Here is a 23,206-nt window from a genome sequence, read left to right on the forward strand (position 1 = left end):
GGGTGCTCCGGGAGTCGGCCGCTCCTTACAGTGGTGAGGCGCTGGCGGCCGCGGCTTCGACAACAAGGAGAGACCGAACAATCATGAGCAGGAACAAACTGATCCGTTTCGATGTTGCCGACAATCAGGCCGGTGGCCAGCGCCGTCCCTTCGCCAAGGCAGTCCGCGCCGGCGATTTCGTCTATGTCTCGGGCCAGGTGCCGACCATCAACGGTGAAATCGTCGTCGGCAATATCGTGACCCAGACCGAGCAGGTCATTGCCAATATCAAGGATGTTCTTGCCCTCGCCGATTGCACGCTCGAGCACGTTGTGAAGGTCAATGTCTGGCTGGACGATGCCCGCGATTTCTCGAGCTTCAACGCGGTGTTCGAGAAACATTTCATCGATCACCCGCCAGCGCGTTCCACTGTCCAGTCGCCGATGATGGTCGATGTCAAGGTCGAGATGGATGTCGTGGCTTACAATCCGCTCGACTGAGTAGAGATTGCTTTGCGATTACGATCGCAAAGGTGCGGCGACTGCATCGTCATATCCGCGAATGCCGCGGTGACGGCCGTTCGATAAATTTCTGCCGCGCCTAACTCCCGCGCTTTCGATGCCGGCTCTCTGTATGTCGGCATCAAGGTGGCGTTTCCATATCATCGGTATGCGGCATCAATGCCCTGTTCGCTCCGCCGTTGCAGACAGCGGCGAACCGCAACGATTTCCCCAATCCCAATCGCCCGATATCGCCGCCTCATCGGCGACTGCGCCCATTAGGTCCAATCCATCCCTGTTGATTTCCAATCAGCGATTGACGAGTCTCAAAACTCACGATTAAATCAATTTGATTGACTACTCGAAAACGAGAGGGAACGACAAATGGGAATGAGGAAAAGGACACTGCGCAATCTTTTAAACCGGACGCCTTGGGCGGCCGCGGCGGCACTGAGCGCCTCGCTGGTATTCGGTTCCGGCATCGCCTCGGCGGCGGAATCCGTGCTGACGATGCATATCGAGGAGCAGACCAGCTGGGTCAGCAACTTCAATCCCTTCGATCTGGCCGGTCGTCGCCAGAGCACGATGGATTTCATCTACGAACCGCTGGTCATCTTCAACGCCAATGATGGCGGCAAGCCGGTCTGGCGGCTTGCGACCAGCTACAAGTTTTCCGACGATCTGATGTCGATCACCTATGAGCTGCGTCCGGGCGTGAAATGGTCGGACGGTCAGCCGCTGACCTCGGCCGACGTGAAATACACGATCGATCTGATGCTGAAGAACCCGGCCGTCGATACCGTCGGTGTCGGCCAGACGGTCGCCTCCGTCGAAGCGCCGTCGCCAACGCAGGTGAAGATCAACCTCAAGGCTGTGAATTCCGAATTCCCCGAATCGCTGGCCGATCTCGCCGTCGTACCCGAGCATATCTGGAAAGACGTTCCCGATCCGGTCGCCTTCAAGAACGAGAAGCCCGTCGGTTCCGGCCCGATGACCGAGGTTCGCCGCTTTACGCCGCAAGTCTATGAGCAGTGCCGCAACCCGAACTACTGGGATGCCACATCGCTGCATGTCGATTGCCTGCGTCTGCCGCAGATTTCGGGTAATGACCAGATGCTGGCGCTGCTGCCGGAAGGCACCGTCGATTGGATCGGTTCGTTCCTGCCGCAGATTGACAAGACCTTCGTCGCGCTCGACCCGCAGCACAATGGTTACTGGCAGCCGCCGGCGGAAACCGTTGCTTTCGAGATGAACTTCAAATCCACGAATGCCGGTAATCTCGAGGCTTTCAAGGACCTGAACTTCCGTCATGCCTTCAGCCTGGCGATGGATCGCAAGTCGATGGTCGACATTGCCGGCTTCGGCTACCCGGTCGTCAACCTGCATGCCAGCGGCCTGCCGCCGCGCTTCGAAAGCTGGCGAAACAAGGCAGCCGAAGGCGACAAGGACGCCTTCATGGGCTTCGACACCGACAAGGCAAACAAGATCCTCGACGATGCCGGCTACAAGAAGGGTGCGGATGGTTTCCGCACCACGCCGAGCGGCAAGCCGATTACCTTCCCGATCATCGTACCGAACGGCTGGACCGACTGGATTGACGCAGTGCAGATCGCCGTCGAAGGGTTGCGCGCCGCTGGCATCAACGCCTCGGTCACCACGCCCGAATACGAGCAGTGGCGCAAGCAGCTTCTCGATGGCAGCTTCGATGTCGTCATGAACTCGCGTGCGGATAGCGCAACCCCGTTCCAGGGCTATTATCAGAGCCTGTCGACGGCCTATGCCGGCAAGCTCACCGTCGCCGCGGCACGCTATTCCAACCCGAAGCTCGATGCGCTCTTCGATCAATATCTGAAGTCGTCTTCCGATGATGATCATAAGAAGATCTTCAACGATATTCAGGTGCTGATCGCCGACGATTTCCCGGTCGTTCCCGTCTTCAACGGCCCGACCTGGTACCAATATTCGAGCAAGCGTTTCACCGGTTGGGTCACGGACAAGGATCCCGTGATGAACCCGGAAAACCACGACAACAACCGCATGCGTCTCATGCATCTGCTGCGTCTGAAGCCGGTCCAATAAGACCACAGCGAAGGAAGCAGAGATGCGTGTTTCAAGCCGGCGCCTCGGCGTCTACGCGGTGGCCCTGGCCTTCGCGATCGTCGTGAACTTCATTCTTCCCCGGCTTATGCCGGGGAGTCCCGTCGACGCCATGGTCGCGCAACTCGGGCCGCGGGCCACGCCCGCGGCCGTGGAGGCGATCAAGGCCCGTTTCGGCGAGATCGATCAGCCGATCATGATGCAGTTCTTCGACTACCTTAAAGGCCTTGCCACCTTCGACCTTGGCGTTTCGGTCAAGTATTACCCGCAGACGGTGGTCCAGGTGCTGAGCCGGGCCACTCTGTGGACCATCTTCCTGGTGGTAACGGCGATCATCTTTTCGCTGTGTGTCGGCGTCGTGCTCGGCGCCATCGCGGCCTGGAGGCGTGGCGGGCGGTTCGATACGATCGTATCGCCTTTTGCCGTCATCCTGTTTTCGATCCCGCCCGTCATTGTGGCGCTCACGACCCTGTTCGTCTTCGCCGTATCGTTGCGCTGGTTTCCTGTGGGATATGCCTATGATCCCAATCTCGATCCAGGCTTCAATTTCACCTTCTTCGGCAGCGTGTTCATGCACTCGATCCTGCCGGTGCTGACGCTGTCGCCTTTCCTGATCGGCGAGTTCCAGACCACCATGCGCTCATCCATGATCGTCGTGCTCGGCGAGGATTACGTGACGATGGGGCGGGCCAAGGGGCTGAGCAATCTCGCCGTCATGTTCGGCTATGGCGCGCGCAATGCGCTTCTGCCGGTCCTCACCAATCTTGCTCTGATGCTTGGTGCCGTTTTCGGCGGCTCGATCGTCACGGAGATCGTCTTCAACTATCCAGGTCTCGGCCTGACGCTGTTTACCGCCAGCGTGGCGCGCGACTATCCCGTCATCCAGGGGCAATTGCTGCTGATGACGCTCGCAACCCTGGGCGCCAATTTCCTCGTCGACATCATCTACGGTCTCGTCGATCCGCGATTGAGGGAGGCAGGCCGATGAGCTTCTCCTTCCGATCCATTTTCAGCCAGAAAAAGGCGCTTGTCGGCTTCGTCATCGTCGCCGCGCTATGCCTGATGGCGATCTGCGCGCCGATCATCGCGCCAGGCGAAGCAGGAGCCCGTGTCGGCCGCTCGCATCAGCCGCCATCTGTCGAGCATGTCTTCGGCACGACAAAGATGGGCCGCGATGTCTACAAGCAATTTGTCTGGGGCGCCAGAAGCTCGCTTTCCGTCGGCTTTGCCACGGGCATCGCGATCACCGTGCTCGGCACCGCCATCGGCCTCATCGCCGGCTATACCGGCGGCAAGACGGATGCGGCGCTCGATCTCGCTACAAACGCCGTGCTTGTTATCCCGAACATGCCGCTCCTCATCCTCCTCGCTTCCTTTGCGGGTACTGTCGGCCCGATAACGATCATGACCATCATTGCGCTAACGTCCTGGCCGTGGGGCGCGCGCATGACACGCTCGCAGACGATGGCCTTACGCAACCGCGATTTCGTCACCGCTGCCAAGATGATCGGCGAGCCGGCCTGGCGCATCATCTTCGTCGAGATCTTGCCAAACCTGACGCCGCTCATCGGCATCAATCTGGTCGGCAGCATCATCTATGCGATCGTCGCCCAGACCACGCTCGAATATCTCGGCTTCGGCGATCCGCTGAAGGTCACCTGGGGTACCATGCTCTATAATGCCCAGAATGCCTCGGCCATCATGGTCGGCGCCTGGTGGGATATCGGCGTGCCGGCGATCGGCATTGCGCTGACGGGGCTTGGTCTCGCGCTGATCAACTTCACTTTCGATGAAATCGCCAATCCGCAATTGCGTTCCGGCCCGGCCTTGACCCGCTGGTTCCGCCTGACGCGTGCCCGCAACCGCATGATGAGGGCCGAGCAATGAGCGACAATCTGCTTGAGATCGAACACCTCAATATCGACTATCTGCTCGACAAGGGCGATTTCCGCGCGGTGAAGGATGTATCCCTCAGTATTGGCCGGGGTGAGATCTTCGGTCTTGCCGGCGAATCCGGCTGCGGCAAGAGCACGATCGCCTATGCGATCACGCGGCTATCGAAGGCGCCGGCCTGGGTCAGCGGCGGAAGCATCCGGCTCGACGGGCAGGATCTGCTGAAGATGCCGGAAGGCGAGCTGCAGAAGATCCGCTGGAAGCGCATCGGCATGGTATTCCAGAGCGCCATGAATTCGCTCAATCCGCTGATGCGGGTGGAGGCGCAGTTCCACGACGTCCTGCATCGCCATACCGGCTGCTCACGCCAGGAATCGCGCGCCCGTGCTGAAGAGATGTTCAAGCTGGTGGGTATTCCTCCGCATCGCGTCAGCGATTATCCGCACCAGTTTTCCGGCGGCATGCGCCAGCGCATCGTCATCGCCATCTGCCTGGCGCTGCGTCCTGAACTCATCATCATGGACGAACCGACAACGGCGCTCGATGTCGTCGTGCAGCGAGAAATCCTGGAACAGGTTCTCGACCTGCAGCAGACCTATGGTTTCTCGGTGCTCTTCATCACCCATGACCTGCATCTGATGGCCCAGCTTTGCCATCGCATCGGTGTCATGCTGAAAGGCGAATTGGTCGAGGTCGGCGATGTCGCCCAGGTCAGCCAGTCGCCCGTTCACGAGTACACGCGCAAGCTCTGGAATGCCATCCCGCAGCTTCCGGCCAGCGCCCATTCTCCCGGAGTTTTCGCATGAACCCGCAGATACAGGCCGTAACTGCAGAACCCATCATCCGGCTTGATGATATCCAGCGCCACTTTGGCCCCGTGCACGCATTGAAGAGCGTTTCCTTTTCGCTATTCGCGGGAAAGGCGCTGGCATTGGTCGGCGAATCCGGCTGCGGCAAGACCACGTGCGCCCGCATTATCGCCCGGCTCGACAAGCCGACGGCCGGCAGGCTGCTGTTTCGTGGGCAGGATCGCACGGCACGAGGGTCGGGCAGGGAAGAGCGGATGTACCGCAAGGATGTCCAGATGGTCTTCCAGGATCCGTTCTCATCGCTCAACCCGGCCTTTACCATCAATCATCACATCGCAAGGCCGCTGCAATTGCACGGCCAGGACAAGCCGAAGGCCGAGCGGGACGAGGATATAGCGAAGCTGCTCGAAAGCGTTGGGCTCGATCCTTCGGTGACGCGTCAGAAGTTCCCGCACGAACTCTCCGGCGGCCAGCGTCAGCGCGTCAATATCGCCCGTGCGCTGGCGGTTTCCCCGAGCGTGCTGGTGGCGGATGAGCCGACCTCGATGCTCGATGTCTCGATCCGCAAGGACATTCTCGATCTGCTGGCGCGGGTAAAGCGCGAAAACGATCTCGCCATGCTCTACATCACCCATGATATCGCGACGGCAGCCCATGTTGCGGAGGAGATCGTGGTAATGTTTGCCGGCCAGATGGTCGAGTGGGGCGAAACCAATGCCGTGCTTGCCAATCCGAAGCACCCCTATACGCAGCTTCTGCTTTCGGCCGTGCCGGATGGCGGCCGCAGGTTTGTGACCGGCGGCAGCGCTCGCTTCCTCGAACAGGCGGAAAAGATCCGCGCGCTCAGCCGACCGGTCTCGACGGTGGTCGAGGAGGTCGGCCCCAATCATTTCATGCGTGCGCTGGTCGCATCGAATTAGGAGGAATTCCCGTTGGACTATCTGGTCAATCTATCGACCCTGCCGATCGACACGCAATCGCCCGGGCGCATGGCGAAGGCTGATGTCACCATCCGGCGCGCTCTGCCGCCGGAACTGCGTGTTATCACCGCTTGGGTGGCTGAACATTTCAGTGAGGGCTGGGCGAGCGAGACGACGGTCGCGATGAGCCGCCAACCGCCGACATGCTTCATCGCCACCCGTAATCGCGAGCTTGTCGGCTTTGCCTGCCACGAAGCGACGGCGCGCGGCTTCTTCGGTCCGACCGGCGTCGACGAAAGCGTGCGCGGCCTCGGCATTGGTCGGGCGCTGCTGTTTGCCTGCCTCAACGACCAGAAGGCGATGGGCTATGCCTATACGGTCATCGGCGATGTCGGCCCATCGGAATTCTATGAGAAGACGGTCGGCGCCATCCAGATCCCCAATTCCGCACCCGGCATTTATGCCGGCATGCTCAAGCTTTGAACGATCCTTCAGGAAGAGAGAATACTCATGTCCACACCGCGATCCCTGGCTCTGCGGCTTGAAACAACCTGGAACCCGCCGACAGACGACAAGGAATTCTCCTATGTCCTGCGGCTGAAGAACCTGTCGTTAGAGCCGCTTTCCGGCTTTTCGCTCTGCGTCAGCGGCCCTGGCCGCGTCGATCCGGCCGGCGTCGTCGAAGGTGCGACGGTCACGAAACGGCTGTCCAATTTCACCGAATTCCAGCCGCCGGAAGGCTTTGTGCTGGCCGGTGGCGAGACATGGACCATCATGGTGCACGCGCTCAGCTGGCCGTTCCGCCATTGGACTGACGGTGCGACCAGCGCCTATCTTGCACTGCCGGATGGCACGGCGGTATCGCTCGCCGCCGAGCCGACGCGCACATCGTCGAGCAATGCGCCGCTGAAGCGCGGTGCCGAAATCTATCCCGTTCCAGCCAATCCTCCCGTTCCGCTGGCGATCATTCCCTGGCCGAACCGTGTAGCCGTTTCCTCCCGCCGTCCGCTGCCGGCAGGCTTTGCGCTCAAAGCCGATACGTCGGCAGCGCAGGCGGCGGCTGCAAGCTTCACGGCTCTGGTCGAGCATCTCTTCGCAGCTGAAGGCCTCATCCGCCCCGAGGCGGAAGGCGGCACCACGGTGGTGCTGCGTCAAACGGAAGATCTTGGGCCTGAGGCCTATAGGCTGGAGTTTTCGCCTGAGACCGTCACTGTCGCGGCGAGCACCCAGACCGGCTTCGTCTATGGCCTCGTGACCATCGGCCAGATCTGGCGCGGCGCGCGCCTGCATCCGCAGGCTTTCCACTTCCCGGCGGCTGGCGAGATCGTCGACGAGCCATCCATGAGCTGGCGTGGCCTGCATCTTGACGTCTCCCGCCAGTTCTACGCGACCGCCGAAATCAAGAAGCTGATGGCGGTTCTTGCCTGGAACAAGCTCAATCGTTTCCACTGGCACCTGTCGGACGACGAATCCTGGCGCGTCGAGATCGATGCCTATCCGGCATTGACGGAGATCGGTGCATGGCGGGGCCACGGATTGCCGTTGCCGCCGCTGCTCGGCTCCAGCCCGGCCCGCACCGGCGGCTATTATACCAAGGCGGCGGTGCGCGAGATCGTCGCTTACGCCAAGGGTTTCGGTATCGAGATCCTGCCCGAGATCGACATGCCCGGTCATTGCTATGCGATGCAGCAGGCGATCCCCGAGCTTCGCGATCCGAACGAGGCCGGCAGCTATTATTCGGTGCAGGGCTTCCCGGATAATTGCATCAATCCGGCGCGCGAGAAGACCTACGAGGTCATCGAGACCATCCTTTCCGAACTGATCGAGCTCTTCCCGTTCAAGACGATCCATATCGGCGCCGATGAAGTGCCGCTCGGGGCCTGGTCCGGGTCGCCGGAGGCGCTTGCCCGTCTGCGCGAACTTGCCGGCGCCGACGTTGCGGACGCCCATGCCAAGCGTCTGAACGTCATCACCAACACCCATGGCGCCGACGATATTCACGGCTCCGGTGCTGCCATCCTGCAGGCGGAGTTCCTGGAGCGCGTCCAGGCATTCCTTGCCTCGAAAGGCTGCGTGACCGGCGGCTGGGAGGAGGCGGCGCATGGCGATAGGATCGACAAGGACAAGAGCTATCTCTGCAGCTGGCGTAACGTCGAGGTGGCGGCCGAGCTTGCGGGGCGCGGTTATGAGATCGTCGTCTGCCCGGGCCAGGTCTACTATCTCGACATGGCGATGCGTCCCGATTGGGACGAGCCGGGCGGCAGCTGGGCCGGATATTCCGATGCGGAGAAGATCTACACCTTTGATCCCGTTGGTGGTTGGACGGATGCGCAGAAGGAGAAGCTTCGCGGCATCCAGGCCTGCATCTGGTCGGAACCGATGACCGACCGCGCTGTCTTCGACCGGCTCGTCTTTCCGCGCCTGTCGGCGCTGGCGGAAACCGGCTGGACGAAGCCCTCGGCCAAATCCTGGGAGCGGTTCAAGGCGCTGGCCGGCACCATGCCCCTGCTTTACGGCCTGCATCAATTTTGACAGCTTGATGCATGGCCCTCAGGCGCGGCCCCGGCGGGTCGCGCCTGAGCAAGGTTGACTGGATATAAGTCGAATCGTTTGCCTAACCTATGACGGCGCGGTGCGTCAGTGGCTTCTGAAGGACATCGAACTGCGGATTGGTCTCGGAGAAGATCGGCAGGGCCGCTGCACCGAGAATGGCGGTATCCTTGCCGGTGGCGCCGATCATCAACCGCGGAATGCTGCGCTCTTCGGTTGGGTTGACCGGGGTGTGGAGAGGTTCGACGCTTTCGGCCAGCCCCGTCATCAGGGATGTTGGTGCACTGCCGCCAAGCACAATCGTCTGCGGATCGAAGGCCAACTCAAGAAAGTCGATCGTCTGGCGCAGCGGCTGTACCGCCTGTTCCAGCCATGCCTTTAGGCCATGGCCGTTTGCCGCGATCAGCGCATCTAGATCGTCGGGGTCCAACTCCTGTGCATTCTGGATGCCCAGACACTCGTAAGCGACAGATGGCGAGACATAGCGATCGAGACAGCCGCGCTTGCCGCAGGTGCAAAGCCTGCCATGCGGCTCGACGATGATATGGCCGATTTCGCCGGCGTTGGCGCGGCTGCCTTTGTAGAGGTGGCCATCGAGGAACATGCCGGCGCCGATACCCCCGTCACCCGCCAGAAAAAGATAGACGAAACTCCCAAGGCCGCGGGCGACGCCATAGAGCCGCTCGCCGATCGCCGCCGCCGTCGCGTCGTTTTCGACGAGGACGGGCAGCTCGATGAGCCGTTCCAGCTCGCGGGCAACCGGGAAATCCTGCCAGCCGGGCAGGTTGAGCGGGCTCAGCGATGTGACGCCGCCATCGGCATAGCGCCCCGGCAGGGCGATGCCGGCGCCAAGCAGCCGCGCACGATCGAAGGAAAAGGCCTCCTGCAATTCTCTGACGATCTCGGCAAAGATCGGCATTGCCTCCTTCGGTCCTGGCCTGTCGACGTGGCGGTCAATACGGGCACAAACCGTGCCGGAAAGATCCGTGAGCACGCCGGCCGCGCGCTGGCGGCCGAGCTCGAGGCCAATGGAATAGGCTCCCATGGGATTGATGGTGTAGGGAATGATCGGCTGGCCGCGGGCGATCCTCTGTGCCTCCATGGGGATCAGCAGGTGCGAGCGCGCGAGTTCCTCCACAATATTCGAAACCGTCTGCGTGGTCAGTGCTGTCATGCGCGCAATCGCAGCGCGCGACATCGGTCCGTTGGTGCGAATGGCCTCGATCACGACACGCCGGTTATGCGATTTGGCCTGTTCGAGATTCGTGCCTGAAATTATCTTCATGAGTGGATGGGGATTTTCTGTATCGGCGTTCGGTTGGCGTTGTTGCTTGTCACGAGCCGCCGTTGGCGTGACGGGGAAATGGCCGATTTTGCCGGTGTCTGCCCCAGCAGGTATTTTCCATTCTTTTGTCGAGCTCTTCAAGTGGCCGCGCGTTTCTGCCTGGCGACTGTGCGCCTGTCAAAGCGGGGCGGCAGCCCTTGGTCGGCGGAAAAGCGTTGGAAACGCCCCTCTGTGGCGTCGCACATCACCGCAGGCGGGGATTGCAATGCCTGCCTGCGAACCAGATCATCTCATTGTTTGCGATAGGTTCCCTGCAAGGTCACGCCCTCGGCAAGATTGCAGACACCTGTCTGTGACACGCGCCAGGTCTTTGCGTTGAGGCGCTCAAAATCGACCTTGCAGGCGTCTCTGGAAAGCTGGGTATGTTCCTTTACCAGCGGAACAACGCCGTCCATGCCATCGGCATTGACATCGCCCGCTTCGGCACCACCCGGGCCGACAGAGGTCGATGAGATCGAAATTGCGATAAGGCCGTCGACCGGTCCGAAAATCGAAAGATGGCTCTCATTGCCGTCAGTGTTGTTCGACTGGAAATCCATCGATGCGCTTCGCCCGCCCTTGGTCATCAGGAGGGAGCCGATCTGGTCATCATAGGCCTGCCGGATGCAAGCCGCATCGCCGCAGGACTGCACTTTCGTAATCCAGCGCCGCTGCCGTTCCCGGATCTTACCTCTATCGTCCTGCTTCAGGGCGGAAGCATACAGCGCGCCCATCATGTTATCCCGTGAAAGCAGCGATTTATCCTGGCAAATCATATGATCGCTCGTCGAGGCAGGCTTGGCGCAATCGATGCCGGCCGCTTCGACGGGCAGTGCAAACAGCATGACGACGACCATCGCTGATGCGGATATCGAAGTCCTCATGGGCACCTCCATTCTTCGATATTTCAGCTAATTATGCCCGGGAGCGGCTTCGTAAAGGCTCTGCCTGCGCCTCAGGCAAATTCAACAGATACTGCGCCGGCGTTTGACGATCGCAGGCATCCTTCTAGTTTCAACCCTCTGGGCATGAGATCGACAGGGAGGTCATATGGCGGGCGAAACGCAACTATCCGGCAGGATCACATTCCTGATCGTCGGCTCCGTGTTTCTTGCCGTCACTATCGGGATGGGAGCCTTGGCGGTCCACCTCTACCGGACCTATGCGAACCCGACCGCTATGGCGGCATGTACGGTTTTTTCCTGGGCATTCGGCAGCATGGTCATGTCGATGATGCTCGTGCTTCTGACGTCGGGGCGGAAAACCAGAGGCAGGATCGGCACCAGGAGAGGGCAGGTCACCGTCATGCTTGGCAGCAGATCGCCCGCTTCCAGCGGCCACATTATCGGTGATGGCATCGAGGCCGAAGGCGAGGCGGGAACGCGCATCATAAGCGTGATCCCGTCTCTTTTCCTCATCGCATCTTCGCTTGGACTGGCTCTTCTCGGCCTGTTCCTCTTCGGCCGCCACCGGCTCGATCTGATCGGATCCGGAATGTTCATCGCCGTGGTGTTCTACATCGCGAATTGGAGCAGGCTGGCCTGGCCGCGAAAATAAGTTTGGAGGCTTCAGGCGGCGTTCTTTCGATCTATGGAATGACTTACGCCCAGCGGGGCGAGATCGGCTCGATACGCAAACAATTTGCGGCCAGCCCTGACGCTGATCGGAATAAAGAGAGGCAGAAGCAGATCCCTCAGAAACAGGCTAAACCGGTTGGTTTTTCGCTTCCGCGAGGCATTTCGCCGAGTAAGTTTCACCACGCGGGCAATGCGTGGGCGCCGCAGGTCTTCATAGCGGGCGAAGGCAGCGCCGTAGTCGAGTGTATCGGCGAGGCAGGCGGACAGGACAAGGGCATCTTCTATAGCCATCGATGCGCCTTGGCCGGCATGCGGGCCGATCGCATGGGCAGCATCGCCGAGCAGCGCCACGCGCCCGTTGGACCAGACAGGAAGCTGCGGCATATCGAAGATGGGATAGCTGCGCCCGATCCCGCCGACCGCACGCAGGATCGACATGGTGGGTTCCGGATCGTCCGCATGCATCTGGCGAACATGGGCAGCCAGCGCCTCTGGCTCCAATGTGCGTAGTGCATCGGACGCGTCGGCGGGGAAGGAATCGAACCAGTAAACCGGATGGGACGCCGTCTTGATATAGCCGAAGAAGGCCTTCTCTCCGAAGGTCATACGCATTATGCCATCCGTATCCGGTACATCCGCGTCGACGATCCCTCCGGTGCCGATCAGCCCCGTAAACTGCGGCAGGGGGTAATCTGGGAATATTTGCGCGCGGACGGAGGATCGCAATCCGTCGCAGGCCACCAGCAGATCGACGGCGATAGCGTTACTTTCGGAGAAGGCGAGAGTCACGGCATGCGCGTGATTGTTGACCCTGGTCACGCGACGGCCAAACTGCACGATGATGCCATCCGCCAGGCACTTCTCGATCAGAATATTCGCCAGAGCGCCGCGCCTGATCGTCACGGCGGGCGCGCCGAAGGTTGCAAGGTGATCGTTTTGATCCACGAGCGCGAGCCGTTTGCCTCGCGCATTGCAAAGCTCGATGGCGCAGGTCTCCAATCCGTGGCGCAATACCTCCTCGTAGCAGCCCACCGCCCGAAGCCCGTTCAGTCCGTTCGGGGCGAGCGTCAGAAATTCTCCTTCCGACAAGGCGGCTTCCTTTGAGCGGGCTTCGAACAATATCGGACGAAAGCCTAGCTTTGCCAGCCGGAGTGCAAGCACCAGCCCGCCAACGCCGGCGCCGCATATGCCAATCAACGTTTCCGGATGCATTGCCTGATTGCCAGTTGCGGCATGCTCGCCGATGGGGCACATTGGTTCTCGCTTCTAATAGTTTGATAAATGAATTATTTGATGATAGAACAAAAATCAAATGAAGACGAGCAGCATCTCGCCGAAGCCATCGGGTTTGCCTGCATGCGCTGGCAGGAGGCGACTGAAAGCTTTGACGAGGCCTTCGGCAAGTTGCATGGGCTCAACAGCGCCGAGCGACGCTGTCTCAGCGCGATCATGCGCGCACCGCAACCCGCAAACGCCGTCGCCAAGGCCATCGGCCTTGCGCCGCCATCGGTGACGGCGCTGATCGACCGCCTTTCGGCACGCGACCTTGTCCATCGCATTCCCGATCCGAACGATCGACGTCGTGTGCTGGTCGCCCCTTCCGAGAAAGCAATCAGGCTGGGGAAGGAGGGCTATGGCCCGATCCAGGAGGCCGGCATGCGGATGCTGAAGCAGTTTTCCGCCGCGGAAAAGCAGGTGGTCCTGCGGTTCATCACGCAGGCCATCGAGATGCAGGAGCGCGAACTTGCTCGGCTGTTGATGGACGACAAGGACTGATCTCGATCGCCGCGGATGGCGCTCCGATTCTAGACGCGCTGTGCGTCTTGCCATGGTCTACGGCATTCCTTTACCATCCGGCGTTATAATCGGGCCTGGGGATAAATTTGAAGACCCTCTGGGAGAAGATGCTGGACGCGGAAATCGTTGCATTCCTGGAAGCGTGTCCGATGGCGGCACTTGTGCTCGACGCCGTCGGCACGATCGTCTTCGCCAATGCGGGAGCCCGGGAACTCTTTGTCCTTTCAGATGCGTCCCACGAGCTATCGGTCTCGAATTTGATACCGGACTGGCCGCTGCCTGCCACTGCCTCGCAGCCACTGCTCGTGACAGGCGCCGGTCATCGACGGGACTGCCGGGTCGGCGTCATGACGTGGTCCTCGGCGTCAGGAAGATTGACGGCGGTTCTGATCGAACCGGAGAGTGAAGACCGCCATGCCGCGGTGGCGGCGAGAGAGGCCAATCTGCGCCTTCGATATGTGATCGAGATGCTGCCGGAAGCCGTGTGCGTCTTCGATGCGAATGATCGCTACGTTCTCTGGAACGAGAAATATGCCGAGCTTTATCCGGATATCGCCGATCACCTCAAGCCGGGCATCGCTTTCGAAGATATTCTGAAGATCAGCCTTGCCAGCGGCCGCATGCCCGAAGTCGTCGAAGACAGGGATATGTGGCTGAAGCAGCGCATGCGAAAATTTCGCCAGCCGGTTTCGCAGGAGGAGCAGCAGCTCAAGGATGGGCGATGGCTTCGGCATGATGATCGGCGCACGCCCGACGGCGGGGCCATCGGCATGCGGATAGACATCAGCGAGTTGAAGCAACGTGAGGAGCGGTTGCGCCAGCTTTTCGATGCCAATCCGATGCCGATGCTCCTGTGCGATGGCAGCAGTCTGCAGATCCTGCAGGTCAACCGGGCGGCGATCGACTTCTATGGCTTCGCAAAAGCGACGCTGCTCTCGCGGAGGGCGTGCGACATGCATGTCGAGAGCGAGGCGGATCGCTTTGCAGATGGGCTTCTGGAACTCGAAGGCGATTGCGAGGCGAGAACCGTCTGGCGCCAGAGAGTGGCCGATGGGACGGAACGCCACGTGCTTGTTTACGTTCGGCTGCTCCATGAAGGCCTGGACCGTCGCCTCCTCCTGACCATTGCCGATGTCAGCGATCGCATTCTCGCTGAGGCCGAAGCCAATCGCCTGGCACGGCACGACATGCTCACCGGATTGCCGAACCGGATGTGCTTCTACAAGGCCCTCGATGACGCCTTGAAGATGAACAATGGAATGGGCGTCGCCGTTTTCTGTCTTGATCTCGATGGGTTCAAGCCGGTCAACGACACTTTCGGGCATGCGGCCGGCGACGAGGTTCTCAAGATGGTGGCCGAGCGGCTGCGCGGTGCAGCCAGAGGCCACATGGTCGCGCGCTTGGGCGGCGATGAGTTTGCCATCCTGATGACCGGGGATGTGGGTGATATCGCCGATGTTGCGAAGGGTTGCATTGCAGCCTTCAAATCCTCGTTTCGCATCGAGGGTGCCATCGTCGATATCGGTATCAGCATCGGCGTTTCGGCAGCGCCGGAGAACGGCGAGAACGGAGAGGTTCTCATTCAGGAAGCAGACCGTGCCCTCTACCGAGCCAAAGCCAACGGCCGGAACACATGGCGGACGGCGAGTAGCGACCATCGCCAACAGACCGTTTCAGGGCGTATGAGATAAGAGGCGGTTCAGTACACACGTCCATATGTGGCTCTTGAACTTGGCGTGATCTCTCCTCATTTCAGTATCTACTGTTTCAATCTGTCGAACCGACAGCCTCCTGCTTTCCAACAGTTGCTGCCGTTCCTCTATGCGACGCGTCCGCGTCGGGGGAGTTTTCATGGGCTTTATTGATCGCGACATTCAGCCGTCATCCGATGCCGGGCTGCTGGATGCCTATTCTCAATCGGTATCGAGCGCCGTCGATCTCGTCGGTCCGGCCGTCAGCCGTATCGAGCGATTGGGCGGCCGTGCCGGGCATGGTTCCGGTTTTGCCATTTCGCCTGACGGCCTTGTGGTGACCAATAATCATGTCGTCGACGATGCCAAAGCCGTACGTATCAAGACCCCGGAAGGGGCAACCGTCGAGGGAAGGGTGCTGGGGCGCGATCCGGATACAGACCTCGCGCTCATTCGCGCCAATGACTGGCCAGGCAACTGGGCGAGACTTGGCGATTCCAAATCGCTGAAGCGCGGTCACATCGCGATCGCCATCGGCAATCCCCTCGGTTTCGAATGGACCGTCACGGCCGGCATCGTCTCGGCGCTTGGCCGCTCCATGCGCGCGGCGAGCGGTCGGCTGATGGAAGACATCATCCAGACCGATGCCGCCCTCAACCCAGGTAATTCCGGCGGTCCGCTGGTCTCGTCGGCGGGTGAGGTTATCGGCGTCAATACCGCCGTCATCCAGGGCGCGCAGAGCATCGCGTTTTCGGTCGCCTCAAACACGGCTAAGCACGTCGTATCCGAGATCCTGCGTTTCGGCCATGTCCGGCGCGCCTATATCGGCATTGCCGCCGACACGGTGGAACTGCATCGGCGGATCGCGCTGGAAGCCGGCGTCACGCATTCGACCGCCGTGCGCCTGCGTCGTGTCGAGAAGGATAGCCCGGCCGCAAAGGGCGGCTTGCAGGAGGGTGACTACCTGCTTGCCATCGACGGCCAAGCCGTCTCCGGGATCGACGATGTCGTGCGGCTGCTCGATGGCGACAAGATCGACACCGAGATCGAAGTTTTGATCTTCAGCGTCGGCGGCCTGATCGAGCGAAGGCAGGTCAAGCCTTCGGCACGGCCGGCAATCTAGCCAATACGCGAATTGGTAATGTCGGCAGCGCCGTGCTCACGACGCTGCCGATTGCTTTTATCCCCTGCCGACGAGCGGCATCTTCGTTGCCATGACGGTCATGGAAAGAACGTTGGCATCGAGCGGCAGCGTGGCCATGTAGACGACGGCGCGGGCGACATGCTCTGCCGAAATCGTCGGCTCTGCCGCGGTCTCCCCATTTGCCTGCAAGACGCCGGCGCTCATCCGTGCGGTCATGTCGGTGGCGGCATTGCCGATATCGATCTGGCCGCAGGCGATATCGAAGGGACGGCCGTCGAGCGCCGTCGATTTTGTAAGGCCTGTAATGGCGTGTTTCGTGGCCGTATAGGGTGCGGAATGCGGCCGTGGCGTCGTTGCCGAGATCGAGCCGTTATTGATGATACGACCGCCTTGCGGCGTCTGGGCTTTCATCAGACGGAAAGCCTGCTGCGTGCAGAGGAACGCGCCGGTCAGGTTTGCGCCGACAATAGCATTCCATTGCTCGAAACTCAGTTCCTCCATCGGCACGGCCGGCAGGCCCGTGCCCGCATTGTTGACCAGAAGGTCGAGGCGGCCATAGCGACCTGCAATGGTGTCGAAAAGGCTGCGGACCGAATTGGGGTCGCTGACATCGGCCGCCACCGCAAGAAATTCTGCCCCTGTCTCCTTGGAGAGCTCGCGGGCGGATTTTTCGAGAACGTCCGCACGACGCCCCGAGATGACGATCTTGAAGCCGGCCGAGCCGAGTGCCTTGGCGATAGCGCGACCAATGCCGGTGCCGCCGCCGGTCACCAGTGCGATTGCGCTTTGTGCGTTCGATGACGCCTCCGTCATGCGACCCTCCCGTCCAATTCGTCTTCGATATGTGCCTGCAGGATCTCGTCGAAGCTCTGTTCGGCCTTGAAGCCGAGGTCGCTCGCGCGCTTGGCGTCGAACTGCGTCGCCCAGCCGGAAACGATGCGCTCGATCACCGGATCAGGCTGACGGCGGATCAGCGCAACCGCCTTGTCGCCGCCGACACGGCGCAGCGCATCGATCTCATCGGAAACGAGTGCAGAAAGCCCGGGCATGGTAAGATTGCGCCGCGGCCCGACCTTCGCCGTATCGAGCGTTGCCGCATGCACAAAGAAACCGACCGCCGCCCGCGGGCTTGCGAACCAGTGGCGCACCGTATCGCTGACGGGCAGAACAGCCTCTTTGCCGACCAGCGGCTCGCGCAGGATGTTGGAAAAGAAGCCGGAGGCCGCCTTGTTCGGAGTGCCGGGGCGAACGCAGATGGTCGGTAGTCGGATGCCGATGCCATCGAAAATGCCGCGACGCGAATAATCGGCAAGCAGGAGTTCCGCGATCGCCTTCTGCGTGCCGTAGCTCGTCAGCGGTGCGGTCAGGAATTCGTCACCGATAACCTCGGGGAAGGGGGTGCCGAACACCGCAATGGAAGAGGCGAAGATGACGCGCGGCGTATAGGCGGATTTCAGGCCTTGCTGGCGGATGGCTTCGAAGAGAGCTCGCGTGCCATCGAGATTGACGGAGTACCCCTTGTCGAAGTCGGCCTCGGCCTCGCCGGAGACGATGGCGGCGAGATGGAAGACCATATCCGGACGGTCTTCGATGAGTTTTTCCGTAACACCCGGTGTCGCAAGGTCGATCGTCAAAGCCTTGGACACGGATTGAAGCGCTTCCGGCACCGGCGGCTGGAAAGCGTCGACCAGCGTCAGGCGATCGATAGCCTTGCCGAGAATCGTCGGTTCGGCGGCGATGCGGTTGACAAGCTTGCGGCCGACCATGCCCGCGGCACCCAGGATCAAAACATGCATATCGGATTTTCCTCCCAGTAGACGAGTGTCAGTCTTCGGGATCAGTCCCGAGTGAATAAGTTTGACGGCCGCATCCGGGACGCCAACCGCCGTTTCATCTGTAAGTCTGCAGCCAGGTGAGCCCCGCATTCGTCGTGGTTGCCGGCCGATATTCCGCGCCGATCGGCCTGTCATAACCAAGCATTTCCAGGACCTGCAGAATGTGACGATAATCGATCTCTCCGTGATCCGGTTCGCGCCTGTCCGGAACAGCAGCGATCTGGATATGGCCGATTGCTCCCATATGCGCTTGCAGCCTATGTGTCAGATCGCCCTGCATGATCTGGAGGTGATAGCAGTCGAACATCAGTTTGAGATTATCAGCGCCCACTTCAACGATGATGTCCAGCGCCTGATCGGCAGTCTGGAGGAAGTAGCCTGGTGCATCGCGATAGTTGAGCGGCTCGATCAGGATGGTCGCTCCCATCTTGCTGGCGCGTTCGCAGGCATAGCGCAGATTGGAAATGAAGGTGGCCCGTGCGTCATCGCCGGCGGTCTTGCCTGCCATCACATGCACATTTCGCGCCCCGATGGCGTCTGCATAGTCGATAGCCTGATCGATGAGCAGGCGGGCTTCTTCCTCGCGTCCCGGGATGGCGGCAAGTCCGTTGTCGCCGGCCGCGACATTGCCGCGGGCAGTATTGAGGCCGAGCATGGCGAGGCCGGTTTCCTCCAACGCCCGACGCACGGCTTCAGCGGGCGTGTCGTAGGGGTAGTGGCATTCCACGGCGTCGAAGCCGGCGGCCTTGGCGGCGCGGATGCCGTCGGGAAGGGAAAGCTCCTGCCACAGGAAACCCAGATTGGCGGAAAAGCGTGTCATGTTCAGTCCCATTCCACATCATAAGTGCGGACGAGATCGGCGATTTGCGCATCCGTCAGCAGCGAAGGATTAGCCCCACGGGTCAAGATGGCAAGCTTAGCCGTCTCTTCCAGTTCTTCGATCGCATAGATAGCGGCTTCCAGATCCTTGGCCGAAACGACAGGGCCGTGTGCTGCCAGCATCACGGCGCTGCGCTTGCCGGCAAGGCCGCGAATGGCATCGCCCATCGCCGGATCGCCCGGCATGAAATAGGGCAACAACTTCACCTTGCCGAGCTTCATGATCGAATAGGCGGTCAACGGCGGCAGCATGTTGTCGGCATCGACGCCGGGCAGGATCGAAAGCGCCACCGAGTGGCTGGAATGAAGATGGACGACGGCGCCTGTCTTTTTCGGTCGTGTCTCATAGAAGGCGGCATGCAGCGGCATCTCCTTCGTTGGCTTGTCCCCGCCGATCAGGCGCCCTTCATCGTCGAAGAGCGAGAGGCGGGCGGGATCGAGGCGTCCGAAGGAGCTGCCCGTCGGCGTCACCAAAAGCCGTCCGTCGCTGAGCCGCGCCGAAATATTGCCGGAGGAGCCGGCGGTCAGGCCGCGATCGTAAAGCGATTTGGCCATCATGCAGATCTGTTCGCGCAGCGCGGCTTCCTCGCTCATGCCGCCCTCAATCCATCGAAAGCGTCTGTAAAGAAGGTTTCCCCGCCGAAATTGCCGGACTTTAGAGCTAGAGCGACTGTTTCGCCCCCAAGGGTCGTGAAAGTCCAAGGCACGCCGGGTGCTATTTCCGGCCCGATAGTCAAATGCGCCGCCCCGAGCGCCTGCGTGATCGCGCCGGAGGTCTCGCCGCCGGCAACGACGAAGCGGCGGGTGCCGCCATCGAACGCCGCGCGGGCGATCTCGGAAAGCGCGTTCTCGACGACCTGGCCCGCCTTGTCCCGCCCCAACCGCTCCTGCGCCTGCCGTACCTCATCGGGTTCGGCGGTCGCGTAAATGAGTTTCGGCGCATCGGGGGACTGTTGACGCAGCCATTCCAGCGCAGTACCGGCGCCTTCCTCTGCAAGCACGACCGGATCGAGCTGCAGGCTGGCGACCTTGCCGGCGTAATTGACAACCTGCTTCCGCGTCATGGCGGAGCAGCTGCCGGATAGGACGATCGAGCCGCCGGCGACCTTCGGCGGCGCCTGTCTATGTTCGGAGAGGCCAACGAGACCCTGCTCCATGTAGAATCGCGGAAGCTGGCCGGCAATTGCGCTGCCGCCCGTCAGCAGCGGCATGTCGAAGGATGCCGCCGCGATCGTGCGGAGATCGTCGTCGGATACGGCATCGACGATCACATGTTGAATGCCGCCGCTGCCGAGTTGCGCCAACTTTGCTCTCAGCGCCGCTGCACCCTTCGAGACGATATTACGGCTGGCAAGGCCGACAGCGCCATTCACCTGCGGCGTCAGAAGCCGCAAGAGGCTTGAATCGCGCATCGGCGTCAGCGGATGGTCCTTCATCGGACTTTCCGACAGAGGCTGCTCGCCGACGAAGAGATGGCCCATGAAGACGCTACGCCCATTTTCCGGAAAGGCAGGACAATAGATTGTCTGGGTCGCACTCGTCTCCGCCAGCAGCATCTCAGCGACCGGACCGATATTGCCTTCGGCCGTGCTGTCGAATGTCGAGCAATATTTCCAGAAGAAACGGTTTGCTCCCGCTTCCTTCAGCCAATCCAATGCTTGCCGAGCCTGCTTCACGGCGATCGCGACCGGCGATGTCCGGCATTTCAGGGCGATGACCTCGAAGGCAGCCGTCTCGTTCCGGTCGCGCTTCTCCGGCGGTATGCCGATCCGCAGCGAAACGGGCAATCCGCTGCGCGCCAGCAGCGCGGCAAGGTCGGTCGCCCCGGTAAAGTCATCCGCGATGCAACCAAGCAGGAGCGCCATGGTCTAACCTTTCACGCCCGGCAGGCTGGCTCCGCTCTTGGCGGCCAGGATTTTTGCGACGGCTGCGTCATCTTCAAGACCGAGACCCGCTTGCGATGCTTCAACGAAGAGATCGAGCGCCGTTGTTGCAAGCGGGGTGACGGCACCGGCCTTGCCGGCCTCCGAAGTGACGATGCCGAGGTCCTTGACGAAGATATTGACCGCCGAGCGCGGCGTGTAATCGCCTGAAACGATGTGCTCGCCGCGGTTCTCGAACATCCAGGACGAGCCGGCGGAAACACGAATCACCTCGTAGAGCGTTTTCAGATCGATACCTGCCTTGGCGGCAAGCGTCATGGCCTCGGCTGTCGCGGCGATATGCACGCCGGCCAGCAGCTGGTTGATCATCTTGACCTGCGAACCGGCGCCTGGGCGATCGCCGAGCCGGAACACCTTGGTCGAAATGGCATCGAGCACCGCGGATGCGCGATCGAAGGCCTCGGGCATGCCGGACGCCATGACGGTGATCTCGCCTGCAAGGGCGCGCACGTGACCGCCGGAGACGGGCGCGTCGATGACGAGCATGCCTGCCGCTTCCAGCCTTTCCGCAATGGCTATTGTGGCGCTCGGGGCCATAGTGGCGCAGAGCAGGAACACCGTCGACGGCCGCGCTGTTTCCAGCGCACCGTTCTGCCCGAAAAGCACGTCCTCGGTCTGCTTGTTGTTGACGACATAGACGAGGATCACGTCGGCATCTTCCGCCGCCGACGCCGGCGTCGTGCAGGGTGTGCCGCCGTTCTCGGCAAAACAGGCGAGAGCCTCGCTGCGAAGATCGCAGCCGCGCACGTTAAAGCCAGCTCTCAGAAGCGACAAAGCGGCGCCCCAGCCCATGGACCCCAGACCGATAACGGCGGCCTTCTTCGTATTCTGCACGGCGCTACCTCTGCGATTTTCAGCCTATGTTACCGATACCGGTATCGGTAACATAGGCTCATTTCTCGAGGAATTGTCAATAGGCTCATGTTTGCCTTTTCGGCGAAACATTCTATGAAGGAGAGCGGCATTGTGCCAGCCGCATGGTTCATCGAGGGTTGCTTGGGGATGCGCAAACCCACTCTGGAAGAAGTCGCGACCGAAGCGGGCGTCAGCAAGATGACGGCGTCGCGCGCTTTGCGCGGCGTTGCCGACGTCTCCAGCGAGACGCGCGACAGGGTGATCGAGGCGGCAACGCGGATGAACTATGTGGGCAACAGGCTGGCACTCTCACTATCTTCTCAGCGCACCAATCTGGTCGCTGTTGTCGTTCCCAGCATGTCGAACATTGTTTTCCCGGAGATTCTTGCCGGCATTTCCGCCGGGCTTGATGGTTCCGGCATGCAGGCCGTGTTCGGCATATCCGATTATGACATGGCAAAGGAGCGCGACATCATCCGCGATATGCTCTCCTGGCAACCCTGTGCCATCATCGTCACCGGCCTGGATCAACCCGAGGAAACGGTGGACTTGCTCCGCCACGCCAATATTCCGGTCATCCAGCTCATGGATCTCGATGGTGCGCCGATCGATTTCAATGTCGGGCTGTCGCATGGCGCGGCGGGCGAAGACATGGCCGAAGCGCTCATTGCCGCCGGCCGTTGGCGGTTCGGCTATGTCGGCAGCGCGCTGGAAAAGGACCTGCGTGCCGGCAAACGCAAGGCCGGCTTCGAGCGCATATTGCGTACGCATGGTCTCGATTTCATCGAGCAGCGGATTGACGATGCCTTTTCCTCAATCGCACTGGGAAAGCGGCTGACGATGGCAATGCTCGCGGCTGCGCCCGATATCGATTGCATTTATTATTCGAACGACGACATGGCGAGCGGCGGATTGTTCGCCTGTATGCAGCTCGGCATTGAGGTTCCTGGCCAAGTGTTGATTGCCGGATTCAATGGGCTGGATCTGGTCGGCTCCCTGCCGGCGCCGATCGCGACCTCCCGCTCGCCAAGGCGCGCCATGGGCGAGATGGCCGCACAGCTGGTTCGCCACGCTGTCGCCGGCGAGGGCGATATCGGCGAGAAAACCATCGCGTTCAAACCGACGATCACTGGCATCGAGCGCTAGGATATCTCCGTCTGGATGACGAAGCGGGGATATCAGGCCGGGTATTGAGGGCAGCACGGCCTCTTACGTTCAGCAACAAGATTTCCCATAAATTCCATCGTGCAGAAACATTCGGACAGGGGCGGAGCGAGCTCGTCAGCTAGACAGATATCGGGTTTGCTATCCAGCGAGGTTTCCGAGTGCCGATGCTTTCCATAAATTCGCGGCGATGCGCTGAAAGCCCGAATTCTGGCGATCGCATCATCATGTGAGCAAGTTGTCATTTCG

General features: G+C 60.9%; 22 protein-coding genes. 13 read left to right on the forward strand and 9 right to left on the reverse strand.

Going from position 1 to position 23,206, the window contains the following annotated elements; genetic code table 11:
* Window positions 1-83 precede the first annotated feature (83 nt).
* The 8 genes from DQ393_RS27485 (at window position 84) to DQ393_RS27520 (ending at window position 8,730) form a co-directional block, all read left to right on the forward strand.
* Window positions 84-479 (forward strand): RidA family protein, encoded by a 396-nt coding sequence (locus tag DQ393_RS27485; RefSeq protein ID WP_112344838.1) that lies wholly within the window; start codon window positions 84-86, stop codon window positions 477-479.
* Window positions 480-869: 390 nt separating this feature from the next.
* Window positions 870-2,558, forward strand: coding sequence for an ABC transporter substrate-binding protein (locus DQ393_RS27490; protein WP_432422035.1), 1,689 nt, complete (start codon window positions 870-872; stop codon window positions 2,556-2,558).
* Between the two features lie 22 nt (window positions 2,559-2,580).
* Entirely contained in the window at window positions 2,581-3,564 is a 984-nt protein-coding gene (locus tag DQ393_RS27495; protein ID WP_112344840.1) for an ABC transporter permease, read from the forward strand.
* A complete protein-coding gene (locus DQ393_RS27500; RefSeq protein WP_112344841.1) occupies window positions 3,561-4,463 on the forward strand; it encodes an ABC transporter permease in 903 nt (300 codons plus the stop codon). Before DQ393_RS27495 ends, DQ393_RS27500 begins: the two co-directional genes overlap by 4 nt.
* A complete protein-coding gene (locus DQ393_RS27505; protein WP_112344842.1) occupies window positions 4,460-5,275 on the forward strand; it encodes an ABC transporter ATP-binding protein in 816 nt (271 codons plus the stop codon). The genes DQ393_RS27500 and DQ393_RS27505 overlap by 4 nt, the downstream gene beginning before the upstream one ends.
* Window positions 5,272-6,198, forward strand: coding sequence for an ABC transporter ATP-binding protein (locus tag DQ393_RS27510; RefSeq protein ID WP_112344843.1), 927 nt, complete (start codon window positions 5,272-5,274; stop codon window positions 6,196-6,198). Before DQ393_RS27505 ends, DQ393_RS27510 begins: the two co-directional genes overlap by 4 nt.
* Window positions 6,199-6,210: 12 nt before the next feature.
* On the forward strand, window positions 6,211-6,681 hold the full coding sequence (locus tag DQ393_RS27515; RefSeq protein ID WP_112344844.1) for a GNAT family N-acetyltransferase: 471 nt from the start codon (window positions 6,211-6,213) through the stop codon (window positions 6,679-6,681).
* Window positions 6,682-6,708: 27 nt separating this feature from the next.
* Window positions 6,709-8,730, forward strand: coding sequence for a beta-N-acetylhexosaminidase (locus DQ393_RS27520; protein WP_112344845.1), 2,022 nt, complete (start codon window positions 6,709-6,711; stop codon window positions 8,728-8,730).
* A gap of 82 nt (window positions 8,731-8,812) precedes the next feature.
* Here DQ393_RS27520 and DQ393_RS27525 read toward each other — a convergent pair whose 3' ends face one another.
* Window positions 8,813-10,033: an ROK family transcriptional regulator gene (locus DQ393_RS27525; RefSeq protein ID WP_112344846.1), complete on the reverse strand. Its 1,221-nt coding sequence runs from the start codon at window positions 10,031-10,033 to the stop codon at window positions 8,813-8,815.
* 290 nt (window positions 10,034-10,323) lie between these two features.
* Window positions 10,324-10,956, reverse strand: a complete 633-nt coding sequence (locus tag DQ393_RS27530) for a lysozyme inhibitor LprI family protein (RefSeq protein WP_112344847.1) — start codon at window positions 10,954-10,956, stop codon at window positions 10,324-10,326.
* Window positions 10,957-11,122: 166 nt separating this feature from the next.
* Between DQ393_RS27530 and DQ393_RS27535 the strand changes: the two genes are divergently transcribed.
* The gene (locus DQ393_RS27535; RefSeq protein WP_112344848.1) at window positions 11,123-11,629 is read left to right on the forward strand and encodes a hypothetical protein; all 507 of its coding nucleotides are present in this window, start codon (window positions 11,123-11,125) and stop codon (window positions 11,627-11,629) included.
* A gap of 11 nt (window positions 11,630-11,640) precedes the next feature.
* Here DQ393_RS27535 and DQ393_RS27540 read toward each other — a convergent pair whose 3' ends face one another.
* Window positions 11,641-12,903, reverse strand: coding sequence for an FAD-dependent monooxygenase (locus tag DQ393_RS27540; RefSeq protein WP_112344849.1), 1,263 nt, complete (start codon window positions 12,901-12,903; stop codon window positions 11,641-11,643).
* Between the two features lie 39 nt (window positions 12,904-12,942).
* Between DQ393_RS27540 and DQ393_RS27545 the strand changes: the two genes are divergently transcribed.
* The 3 genes from DQ393_RS27545 to DQ393_RS27555 all read left to right on the forward strand — a co-directional run bounded on the left by DQ393_RS27545 (window position 12,943) and on the right by DQ393_RS27555 (window position 16,260).
* Entirely contained in the window at window positions 12,943-13,425 is a 483-nt protein-coding gene (locus DQ393_RS27545) for a MarR family winged helix-turn-helix transcriptional regulator (RefSeq protein WP_245430471.1), read from the forward strand.
* 107 nt (window positions 13,426-13,532) lie between these two features.
* On the forward strand, window positions 13,533-15,137 hold the full coding sequence (locus DQ393_RS27550; protein WP_245430472.1) for a diguanylate cyclase domain-containing protein: 1,605 nt from the start codon (window positions 13,533-13,535) through the stop codon (window positions 15,135-15,137).
* 160 nt (window positions 15,138-15,297) lie between these two features.
* The gene (locus DQ393_RS27555) at window positions 15,298-16,260 is read left to right on the forward strand and encodes a S1C family serine protease (protein ID WP_112344852.1); all 963 of its coding nucleotides are present in this window, start codon (window positions 15,298-15,300) and stop codon (window positions 16,258-16,260) included.
* 57 nt (window positions 16,261-16,317) lie between these two features.
* Here the strand turns inward: DQ393_RS27555 and DQ393_RS27560 are convergent, their stop codons facing one another.
* The 6 genes from DQ393_RS27560 to ltnD form a co-directional block, all read right to left on the reverse strand.
* On the reverse strand, window positions 16,318-17,094 hold the full coding sequence (locus DQ393_RS27560) for an SDR family oxidoreductase (protein WP_112344853.1): 777 nt from the start codon (window positions 17,092-17,094) through the stop codon (window positions 16,318-16,320).
* Window positions 17,091-18,077: a D-erythronate dehydrogenase gene (gene denD, locus DQ393_RS27565; RefSeq protein ID WP_112344854.1), complete on the reverse strand. Its 987-nt coding sequence runs from the start codon at window positions 18,075-18,077 to the stop codon at window positions 17,091-17,093. The genes DQ393_RS27560 and denD overlap by 4 nt, the downstream gene beginning before the upstream one ends.
* Window positions 18,078-18,171: 94 nt before the next feature.
* Window positions 18,172-18,936 carry a hydroxypyruvate isomerase family protein gene (locus tag DQ393_RS27570; protein WP_169643233.1) on the reverse strand — a complete coding sequence of 255 codons (765 nt, stop codon included), beginning with the start codon at window positions 18,934-18,936 and terminating at the stop codon, window positions 18,172-18,174.
* Between the two features lie 2 nt (window positions 18,937-18,938).
* Complete coding sequence (otnC, locus tag DQ393_RS27575; RefSeq protein ID WP_112344856.1) at window positions 18,939-19,589, reverse strand: 3-oxo-tetronate 4-phosphate decarboxylase; 651 nt, start codon at window positions 19,587-19,589, stop codon at window positions 18,939-18,941.
* A complete protein-coding gene (gene otnK / locus DQ393_RS27580) occupies window positions 19,586-20,860 on the reverse strand; it encodes a 3-oxo-tetronate kinase (protein ID WP_112344857.1) in 1,275 nt (424 codons plus the stop codon). Before otnK ends, otnC begins: the two co-directional genes overlap by 4 nt.
* A gap of 3 nt (window positions 20,861-20,863) precedes the next feature.
* Window positions 20,864-21,730 carry an L-threonate dehydrogenase gene (ltnD, locus tag DQ393_RS27585; RefSeq protein WP_432422040.1) on the reverse strand — a complete coding sequence of 289 codons (867 nt, stop codon included), beginning with the start codon at window positions 21,728-21,730 and terminating at the stop codon, window positions 20,864-20,866.
* 210 nt (window positions 21,731-21,940) lie between these two features.
* Here ltnD and DQ393_RS27590 point away from each other — a divergent pair, with 210 nt between their 5' ends.
* A complete protein-coding gene (locus DQ393_RS27590) occupies window positions 21,941-22,939 on the forward strand; it encodes a LacI family DNA-binding transcriptional regulator (protein ID WP_112345203.1) in 999 nt (332 codons plus the stop codon).
* The last annotated feature ends 267 nt before the right edge of the window (window positions 22,940-23,206 follow it).

It is taken from the genome of Martinezella tropici (genome assembly GCF_003287875.1).
In the GTDB taxonomy this organism is placed as follows: Bacteria; Pseudomonadota; Alphaproteobacteria; order Rhizobiales; family Rhizobiaceae; genus Rhizobium; species Rhizobium tropici_C.

Coding starts and splice junctions, on each gene's coding strand:
- DQ393_RS27490 (WP_432422035.1), top strand. CDS start 870: ATGAGGAAAAGGACACTGCGCAATCTTTTAAACCGGACGCCTTGGGCG.
- otnC (WP_112344856.1), bottom strand. CDS start 19,589: ATGAGCGAGGAAGCCGCGCTGCGCGAACAGATCTGCATGATGGCCAAA.
- DQ393_RS27520 (WP_112344845.1), top strand. CDS start 6,709: ATGTCCACACCGCGATCCCTGGCTCTGCGGCTTGAAACAACCTGGAAC.
- DQ393_RS27545 (WP_245430471.1), top strand. CDS start 12,943: ATGATAGAACAAAAATCAAATGAAGACGAGCAGCATCTCGCCGAAGCC.
- DQ393_RS27530 (WP_112344847.1), bottom strand. CDS start 10,956: ATGAGGACTTCGATATCCGCATCAGCGATGGTCGTCGTCATGCTGTTT.
- DQ393_RS27500 (WP_112344841.1), top strand. CDS start 3,561: ATGAGCTTCTCCTTCCGATCCATTTTCAGCCAGAAAAAGGCGCTTGTC.
- DQ393_RS27510 (WP_112344843.1), top strand. CDS start 5,272: ATGAACCCGCAGATACAGGCCGTAACTGCAGAACCCATCATCCGGCTT.
- ltnD (WP_432422040.1), bottom strand. CDS start 21,730: ATGGGCTGGGGCGCCGCTTTGTCGCTTCTGAGAGCTGGCTTTAACGTG.
- DQ393_RS27555 (WP_112344852.1), top strand. CDS start 15,298: ATGGGCTTTATTGATCGCGACATTCAGCCGTCATCCGATGCCGGGCTG.
- denD (WP_112344854.1), bottom strand. CDS start 18,077: ATGCATGTTTTGATCCTGGGTGCCGCGGGCATGGTCGGCCGCAAGCTT.
- DQ393_RS27485 (WP_112344838.1), top strand. CDS start 84: ATGAGCAGGAACAAACTGATCCGTTTCGATGTTGCCGACAATCAGGCC.
- DQ393_RS27570 (WP_169643233.1), bottom strand. CDS start 18,936: ATGACACGCTTTTCCGCCAATCTGGGTTTCCTGTGGCAGGAGCTTTCC.
- DQ393_RS27525 (WP_112344846.1), bottom strand. CDS start 10,033: ATGAAGATAATTTCAGGCACGAATCTCGAACAGGCCAAATCGCATAAC.
- DQ393_RS27540 (WP_112344849.1), bottom strand. CDS start 12,903: ATGTGCCCCATCGGCGAGCATGCCGCAACTGGCAATCAGGCAATGCAT.
- otnK (WP_112344857.1), bottom strand. CDS start 20,860: ATGGCGCTCCTGCTTGGTTGCATCGCGGATGACTTTACCGGGGCGACC.
- DQ393_RS27535 (WP_112344848.1), top strand. CDS start 11,123: ATGGCGGGCGAAACGCAACTATCCGGCAGGATCACATTCCTGATCGTC.
- DQ393_RS27505 (WP_112344842.1), top strand. CDS start 4,460: ATGAGCGACAATCTGCTTGAGATCGAACACCTCAATATCGACTATCTG.
- DQ393_RS27495 (WP_112344840.1), top strand. CDS start 2,581: ATGCGTGTTTCAAGCCGGCGCCTCGGCGTCTACGCGGTGGCCCTGGCC.
- DQ393_RS27590 (WP_112345203.1), top strand. CDS start 21,941: ATGCGCAAACCCACTCTGGAAGAAGTCGCGACCGAAGCGGGCGTCAGC.
- DQ393_RS27560 (WP_112344853.1), bottom strand. CDS start 17,094: ATGACGGAGGCGTCATCGAACGCACAAAGCGCAATCGCACTGGTGACC.